The sequence below is a fragment of the Streptomyces spinoverrucosus genome (genome assembly GCF_006539505.1).
GTDB classification, from domain to species: domain Bacteria; phylum Actinomycetota; class Actinomycetes; order Streptomycetales; family Streptomycetaceae; genus Streptomyces; species Streptomyces spinoverrucosus.
The window spans coordinates 1-7,402 of record NZ_BJND01000009.1 but is presented as its reverse complement, the minus strand read 5'-3'; the positions used below and the strand labels follow the sequence as shown (position 1 = coordinate 7,402).

Below are 7,402 nucleotides of genomic sequence, written 5' to 3'. Positions count from 1 at the left end.
CTACCGCAACCCCCACTCAGCCGAGCAGGCCGCCGCAGGCACCAAAGTGCCCCTCCACCACAACCCGCACAGCATCCAGATCCCGCACCACCACCGCATCCAGCAACGCGCCATGCTCAGCCGCATCGGCCACCAACTCCGCACGCCCACCCGAAGCCGCCACCAACGGCCACTGCACCCGCCGGTGCACATCATCGGCGATCCGCACCAACTGCGAGTTCCCCGCAAGCCCCAGCACAGCCCGATGAAAGGCCCGATCGGCCTCCGCATACGTCGCCCGGCACCCGGACGACGCCGCCCGCACCGTAGCCTCCGCCAACGGCCGCAACTCCACCCACCGCTCCACGGCCACCGTACGAGCCAGCCGCAGAATGACAGGAACCTCGATCAGCCCCCGCACCTCCGCCAGCTCGGCCAGCTCACGAGCATCCCGCTGAACGACCCGAAACCCCCGGTTGGGCACAACCTCGACCGCACCCTCCAAGGCCAGCTGCTGCATAGCCTCCCGCACGGGAGTCGCGGACACCCCGAACCGCTCCCCCAGCACCGGCGCCGAGTACACCTCCCCCGGCCGCAGCTCCCCCCTCACCAACGCCGCACGCAACGCGTCAAGAATCTGCCCCCGCACAGACGCCCGCTGCACCACCCGAACCGGAGGCTCACTGTGCGTGTGCTCACCCCGTACACCCCCAGCGGCACCACCCGGCTCCCGCTCCCGCTGCTCCGGCCCCAGCTGCTCCCGTCCCCGCTCCACATCCGCAGCCCCAGGCTGCGAAGGCACCCGCATCTGCGGCACCGCAAAACCCGGCTCCACGGGGTCCTCCTCCGGACGTGTCAGTACTTGGCGTCATTACGGCGTCTTGTTACTCATCCGTCAAGCACCTTAGGCGCAGAAGCCCCCAGTTCAAATCCACCCCAGTTCGGCTAAGGTAAGCCTTACCTTCAAACGGCCCGAAACCCTCTCCGATTGGGTGGTCCCCGTATGCCCACGCCCACCTCGGCCACAGCAGACGCGTACGCCCGCCTCACGGAGGCCATCCCCAGCCTCGGCATCACGGAACTGCACCCCACCGACCCCTTCCCCACCGGCCCCGGATGGATCACCAGCGCCGCCCTCGCCGCAGGCAACGCCGCCCTCGACACCTTCCTCGCCCACGACGACGCCCAGGTCATCCGCGACTACGGCCAGCGCGCCCGCCCCGACGTGATCGCCAGCTTCGGCCTGCACCGCTACGCCTGGCCGGCCTGCCTCCTGATCACCGTCCCGTGGTTCCTCGACCGCCGCGTCCCCCGCTACCCCGTGACGCATGTCTCGTACGACCGCACGGCCCCCGGCCTGGCCATGGGCCGCCTGGCGGTCCGCCCGCACGGCTTCGCCTGCCTCCCCGGCGACCCGGCCGCGTCCCTCCCGGGCGCCACGGTGGTCCCGGACGAGGAGGCCCTGCGGGCCGAGGTGCGCGCGGCGGTCGCCGAGCACCTCGAACCGGTCCTCGCCGCCTTCGGCCCCCGGATGCGCCGCCGCGGCCGCGCCCTGTGGGGCATGGCGACCGACGAGATCGTCGAGGGCCTGTGGTACGTCGCCCACCTCCTCGACGAGCAGGACCGCGCGCGCCACGAGCTGGAGCTGCTGCTGCCGGGCGCGACCAAGCCGTACGCCGGCTCGGCCGCCTTCCGCGAGCTGAAGGGCCCCAACGGCGAGACGCTGCCCACCCGTGACCGGGCGAGCTGCTGCATGTTCTACACTCTCCGCCCCGAGGACACCTGCGCCACCTGCCCGCGCACGTGCGACGAGGACCGCGTCACCAAACTGCTCGCAGCCAGCGCCAGTTGACACCCCCTCAGCACCCCGTTTCACACCTCCCTCACGTGCCGCGGGAACTTTCCGCGGAACCACCGGTACGGGTAGTCTTATTCGAACTCAACTCCCGCCCCTCAAGCGGCAGTTCGAGCAGAACGTCGCCCTGGGCATCCCCTTGCACTTCATTGGCGGCCTCTTGCCCCGAAACCCCCTGAGGGCAGGCGGGTTTGGGCCACCATGGCGGGCGTTACGCCCTATCCCAATGCAAGGGAAACCCCAGATGAGACTGACCGACATATCGCTGAACTGGCTGCTACCGTGCGCCGTACTGCTCGCGGGCATGCTGACGGCGGTTGCGGTACTCCAGCGCGGCAAGCGTTCCGCGGGGAAGGACACGAGCGCGGACGACTCGTGGGAGCGCGCCGAGGAACGCCGCCGGCGCAAGGAGGCCATCTACGGCACCGCCTCCTACGTGCTGCTCTTCTGCTGTGCCGCGGTCGCCGCGGCCCTCTCCTTCAAAGGCCTCGTCGGCTTCGGCCAGCAGAACCTCGGCCTCTCCGGCGGCTGGGAGTATCTGGTGCCGTTCGGCCTGGACGGCGCGGCGATGTTCTGCTCCGTACTCGCGGTGCGCGAGGCCAGCCACGGTGACGCCGCGCTCGGCTCCCGGATACTTGTATGGACGTTCGCGGGCGCGGCGGCCTGGTTCAACTGGGTGCACGCCCCCCGCGGCCTCGGCCACGACGGCGCCCCCCACTTCTTCGCGGGCATGTCCCTGTCGGCTGCGGTCCTCTTCGACCGCGCCCTTAAGCAGACCCGCCGGGCCGCGCTGCGCGAGCAGGGCCTGATTCCGCGCCCGCTGCCGCAGATCCGCATCGTGCGCTGGCTGCGGGCGCCGCGTGAGACGTACAAGGCCTGGTCGCTGATGCTCCTGGAGGGCGTGCGCACCCTCGACGAGGCGGTCGACGAGGTGCGCGAGGACAAGCGGCAGAAGGAAGAGGCCCGGCTGCGGCGGCGCGAGCAGCAGCGGCTGGAGCGCGCGCAGCTCAAGGCGATCAGCCGGGGCCACGGGCGCGGCTTCGTCGGCCGGGGCGGCGGACGGCACGTCGAGCTGCCCACCGTGGAGCAGGGCGCCGAGCGCATCACCGCGGAGCCTGCCATATCCACGGCGGAGCCACTGCCCATCCGCGCGCGGCCCTCACTTCAGCCCGTACGCAGCGGCACTGAGCCGCTCACCGTCGACCTCACCGCGGAGGACGACACCATGGCCCTCCCGCGTCTCGACTCCCTTGAGCGCAAGCTGAAGGACCTGGAGCAGCAGTTCGGCTAGTGCCGGGCAGCACGGGACGGGGGTGCGGTCCGAAGCGGGCCGCACCCCGTGCCGTTCGAGCGGCGTCTCAGGCGGCGTCCGCGTCGAGTTCGAACCACACCGACTTCCCCACCCCGTGCGGCCGTACGCCCCACGCGTCCGCGAGGGACTCCACCAGCACCAGCCCCCTGCCGTGCGTGTTGTCGTCGGCGTTCGCCACCCGCAGTCGCGGCGGGCGGGCCACGAAGTCCCGTACCTCCACCCGCAGTCCACGGGGTCCGACGGTGGCCGTGAGGACGGCGTCGTCGTCGGTGTGGACGATCGCGTTGGTGACGAGTTCACTGGTGAGCAGTTCCGCTATCTCCGCCCGGCCGGGCTGTCCCCACTGCCGTAGCAGGTCGCGCAGCTCTCTGCGGGCCTCCGGGACCGCCCTCAGGTCCGCCCGCCCGAGTCTGCGCATCAGTTGCGGCGCCTGTGCCTGCTCCGTGGCGCCGTCGGCCTCTTCCTCCACCGTTCCTGCCGAGAAGGCCCCGAACGCCGCGGGGCCGCCCCCTCGTACCTGCCTCTTCATGTCCCCCGCCCGCGTGCCGATGTCGGTTCCCCTCCTGCTCGAACACGTTCACCGGGATCCTTGCCCGATGGGCACCGGGACAGTCATGTGGAATTGTCAACGACCAGGTGTTCGGCCACGGCCGCGCCCGCCCCGGACACCCCACTCGACCGCCCCACCAGACCGCCGCCCGCGCGTCCGGCGTGGCCCGGCGGGCCCCGGATCGCCCCAACTGCCGATCTGCGGCTGCCGATCCGGCCGTAGCCGCCGAGCCCGTGTGACCGCCGGTAATCGACAACCGCCGTACCACCGCCGTAACGCGCCCGGCGAGACTGGCCGAATCCGTACGGCTGAGCTGCGCCTCGATCGCGTCTAGGGCCGGGGCACGTTGCGGAGGTTGGAGCGGGCCATCTGGAGCATGCGGCCGACGCCGCCGTCCAGCACGATCTTCGAGGCGGACAGGGCGAAGCCGGTCACCATCTCGGCGCTGATCTTCGGCGGGATGGACAGGGCGTTGGGGTCGGTGACGACGTCGACGAGGGCGGGGCCCTTGTGCCGGAAGGCGTCCTTGAGGGCGCCGGCCAGCTCCTTGGGCTTCTCGACGCGCACTCCGTGGGCACCGCAGGCGCGGGCGACGGCCGCGAAGTCGGGGTTCTTGTTCGTGGTGCCGTAGGAGGGCAGACCCGCGACAAGCATCTCCAGCTCGACCATGCCGAGCGAGGAGTTGTTGAAGAGGACGACCTTGACCGGGAGGTCGTACTGCACCAGGGTCAGGAAGTCGCCCATCAGCATGGAGAATCCGCCGTCGCCGGACATGGAGACCACCTGGCGGCCGCGGTCGGTGAACTGCGCGCCGATCGCCATGGGCAGCGCGTTCGCCATCGAGCCATGGGAGAACGAACCGATCACCCGGCGACGGCCGTTGGGCGAGATGTAGCGGGCGGCCCACACATTGCACATACCGGTGTCGACGGTGAACACGGCGTCGTCGTCAGCGAGTTCGTCGAGCACGGAGGCCACGTACTCGGGGTGGATGGGGACGTGCTTTTCGACATTGCGGGTGTAGGCCTTGACGACCCCCTCCAGCGCGTCGGCGTGCTTCTTGAGCATCTTGTCGAGGAAGCGCCGGTTCGACTTGGTCTTCACCCGGGGCGTCAGGCACCGCAAGGTCTCCTTCACATCGCCCCAGATGGCGAGGTCGAGCTTGGAACGGCGGCCCAAGTGCTCGGGACGGACGTCGATTTGAGCGATCTCGACGTCGTCGGGGAGGAAGGCGTTGTACGGGAAGTCGGTGCCGAGGAGGATCAGCAGGTCGCACTCGTGGGTGGCCTCGTAGGCGGCGCCGTAGCCGAGCAGACCGCTCATGCCGACGTCGAACGGATTGTCGTACTGAATCCACTCCTTGCCCCGCAGCGCGTGCCCCACCGGCGACTTGACCTTCTCCGCGAACTCCATGACCTCGGCGTGCGCGCCGGCCGTGCCGCTGCCGCAGAAGAGAGTGATCTTCTCGGCCGCGTCGATCATCTCGACGAGCCGGTCGACCTCGGCGTCGCCGGGGCGGACGGTGGGCCGGGAGGTGACGAGGGCGGTCTCGGCGGCCTTCTCGGGGGCGGGCTGGTCGGCGATGTCGCCGGGGAGGGAGACGACGCTGACGCCGGAGCGGCCGACGGCGTGCTGAATGGCGGTCTGGAGGAGCCGCGGCATCTGTTTCGGGTTGGAGATCAGCTCGCTGTAGTGGCTGCACTCGCGGAACAGCTGGTCGGGGTGGGTCTCCTGGAAGTATCCGAGGCCGATCTCGCTGGACGGGATGTGCGAGGCGAGGGCGAGGACGGGGGCCATGGAGCGGTGGGCGTCGTAGAGGCCGTTGATGAGGTGCAGGTTGCCGGGCCCGCAGGAACCGGCGCAGGCCGCCAGCGTCCCGGTGATCTGGGCCTCCGCTCCCGCGGCGAAGGCGGCGGTCTCCTCGTGCCGTACGTGCACCCAGTCGATCGCGGCGTTGCGGCGGACGGCGTCCACGACGGGGTTGAGGCTGTCGCCGACCACGCCGTAGAGACGTTTCACTCCGGCCCGGACGAGGATGTCGACGAACTGTTCGGCGATGTTCTGCTTGGCCATGGATCCATGCACCCCTTCGGTCTCCTTGGATCCATCAATTCACAGTGGCCGCGGTTATGCCTCCCACACGGCGGCAGCCGTACGGTCGTCCGCGTATCCCTTGGCCCTTACCTGGGCGTCGGCGAGGAACGCGGCGAGGCCGGGCGGGGTGGGTCCGGACCACCTTCCCGTGAGGTACTCGCAGATTTCGGGTTCGTCGCGCAGGGGTTCGGCCAGGCCGTCGGTGCACATCAGGAGCGTGTCACCCGGTCGGGCGATGGAGGCGCGGAAGCGGAAGGGTTCGCGGGGAGGTTCGGGGGCGGGTTCGTACGGGCTCGGAGGCGTCGGGATGCCGAGGTCCATGGTGAGGCGGTCGCCGCCGGGGGTCTCGGCCGGGGGTGAGCCGAAGCCGACGACTGGTTCGCCGACCACCTCGCCGACCTGCGGTTCGATGTCCTGCCACGCGCCGTCGCGCAGCCGGAACAGGCCGCCGGCGCCGACGCCGAAGAAGACGCGGGTACGGCATCCGGGGTCGGCGGGCAGGAGCAGGCAGCGCAGGGTGGCGGCGTACTCGTCGGGCCCGAGGCCCTGTTCGGCGGCGCTGGCGCGGAGTTTGCCGAGGCTGCGGTCGGTGAGGCGGTGCAGGCCGGACTTCAGGTCGCCGCGCCGGGCGGCCCGGATGTCCTCGGCGAGCCGCACATGGCTGCGCCCGACCGCCCGCCCGATCCACCGGCACACCTCGGCGGCGGCGCGGTGCGCCCCGGCGGTGGCGCGGGCGCCGGTGGCCATCGCGACCAGCAACAGGGCGTCGTCGCCGGTGCCGAACCGGACGGTGAGCAGCGAGTCGCGGCGGGGTTCGCCCCGGTACCGCGCGGAGTCCCCCCGCACGGAGGCCGCGCGCAGCGTGCAGGCCCCGTAGCGGGCGCCGTCCAGCACGGTGTCGGCGACCAGGCTGCCGAGGTCGTCGGGGTCGGCGGGCGGAAGGGCGGTGGGCTCGGGGTCGTAGGTGGGCGGGCCGGAGCCCACGTGGTGCACGGGGACGGGGGTGACCGGGCTCAGGCGGGCCGGTGGAGGTGGGGGCGGCGGGGGTGGCCCGGCGAAGGTGGGGGCCGGGGTGCCGGTGGCGGAGGTGGTGGGGCCTTGGGGAGGGGGTGGGGGTGGTGGGGGTACGGAGGGGACGCCCGTCCCGGCGTCGCGCGGCTTGGGGACGGGGCGGTCGGCGGTGTCGCGTGGCGGCCGTGAGCCGCTGCGCGGCGTCGGTAAGGCGCCCGGGGCGCCCGGCGGTCCGGTCACCGCACCCGACGCCGAGGCGAAGCGGTCGTCCAGCGAGTCGGACGTGCGCGTGGGGCCCGTGTCCTCGGTGGTGTCGTCGTAAATCTGCCCCCACCAGTCGTCGGAGTGACCGGTGGGCCTTCCCCCCTGCTGGCTCATGCCCCCAATTGTCCACCGCACGGGCCGGATGAAAACGGGGCGTTCGGAAAATGCGGCCAGGGCGACCGTGTTCGAACGGCGGGTCGTGAGCGGTCGCACCGGGTGCCGAAGTGAGCCGTCGTACGGCCGTGCGAGGGAGTCGCCGGGATGTGTGAAGGGAGGCTGCGGGGGCTTGTGAAGGGAGGCCCGCCGGGCCGGGCCAAGCCAGACTGCCAGGGACGGG

6 protein-coding genes are annotated in these 7,402 nt (G+C 71.4%); 2 read left to right on the top strand and 4 right to left on the bottom strand.

Translation table 11 applies throughout. From position 1 onward, the window contains the following. Positions 1–16: 16 nt before the first annotated feature. A complete protein-coding gene (locus tag SSP24_RS07945; RefSeq protein ID WP_141308294.1) occupies positions 17–787 on the bottom strand; it encodes a GntR family transcriptional regulator in 771 nt (256 codons plus the stop codon). A gap of 195 nt (positions 788–982) precedes the next feature. Between SSP24_RS07945 and SSP24_RS07940 the strand changes: the two genes are divergently transcribed. Continuing rightward, on the top strand, positions 983–1,831 hold the full coding sequence (locus SSP24_RS07940) for a (2Fe-2S)-binding protein (protein ID WP_141308290.1): 849 nt from the start codon (positions 983–985) through the stop codon (positions 1,829–1,831). A 247-nt stretch (positions 1,832–2,078) separates the two neighbouring features. Beyond that, positions 2,079–3,125 (top strand): DUF2637 domain-containing protein, encoded by a 1,047-nt coding sequence (locus SSP24_RS07935; RefSeq protein ID WP_141308288.1) that lies wholly within the window; start codon positions 2,079–2,081, stop codon positions 3,123–3,125. A gap of 67 nt (positions 3,126–3,192) precedes the next feature. On the opposite strand, the gene SSP24_RS07930 is transcribed toward SSP24_RS07935, so the two are convergent. From SSP24_RS07930 to SSP24_RS07920, 3 genes are all read right to left on the bottom strand, one after another. Continuing rightward, positions 3,193–3,675, bottom strand: coding sequence for an ATP-binding protein (locus SSP24_RS07930; RefSeq protein ID WP_174864627.1), 483 nt, complete (start codon positions 3,673–3,675; stop codon positions 3,193–3,195). 351 nt (positions 3,676–4,026) lie between these two features. Further along, the gene (locus SSP24_RS07925) at positions 4,027–5,769 is read right to left on the bottom strand and encodes a pyruvate dehydrogenase (protein ID WP_141308286.1); all 1,743 of its coding nucleotides are present in this window, start codon (positions 5,767–5,769) and stop codon (positions 4,027–4,029) included. Between the two features lie 54 nt (positions 5,770–5,823). Continuing rightward, positions 5,824–7,179: a protein phosphatase 2C domain-containing protein gene (locus SSP24_RS07920; RefSeq protein WP_141308284.1), complete on the bottom strand. Its 1,356-nt coding sequence runs from the start codon at positions 7,177–7,179 to the stop codon at positions 5,824–5,826. Positions 7,180–7,402 lie beyond the last annotated feature (223 nt).

Bases quoted from the DNA above. Each gene is read 5' to 3' on its own strand.
- SSP24_RS07940 (WP_141308290.1), top strand. From the start codon at position 983: ATGCCCACGCCCACCTCGGCCACAGCAGACGCGTACGCCCGCCTCACG.
- SSP24_RS07935 (WP_141308288.1), top strand. From the start codon at position 2,079: ATGAGACTGACCGACATATCGCTGAACTGGCTGCTACCGTGCGCCGTA.
- SSP24_RS07925 (WP_141308286.1), bottom strand. From the start codon at position 5,769: ATGGCCAAGCAGAACATCGCCGAACAGTTCGTCGACATCCTCGTCCGG.
- SSP24_RS07945 (WP_141308294.1), bottom strand. From the start codon at position 787: ATGCGGGTGCCTTCGCAGCCTGGGGCTGCGGATGTGGAGCGGGGACGG.
- SSP24_RS07920 (WP_141308284.1), bottom strand. From the start codon at position 7,179: ATGAGCCAGCAGGGGGGAAGGCCCACCGGTCACTCCGACGACTGGTGG.
- SSP24_RS07930 (WP_174864627.1), bottom strand. From the start codon at position 3,675: ATGAAGAGGCAGGTACGAGGGGGCGGCCCCGCGGCGTTCGGGGCCTTC.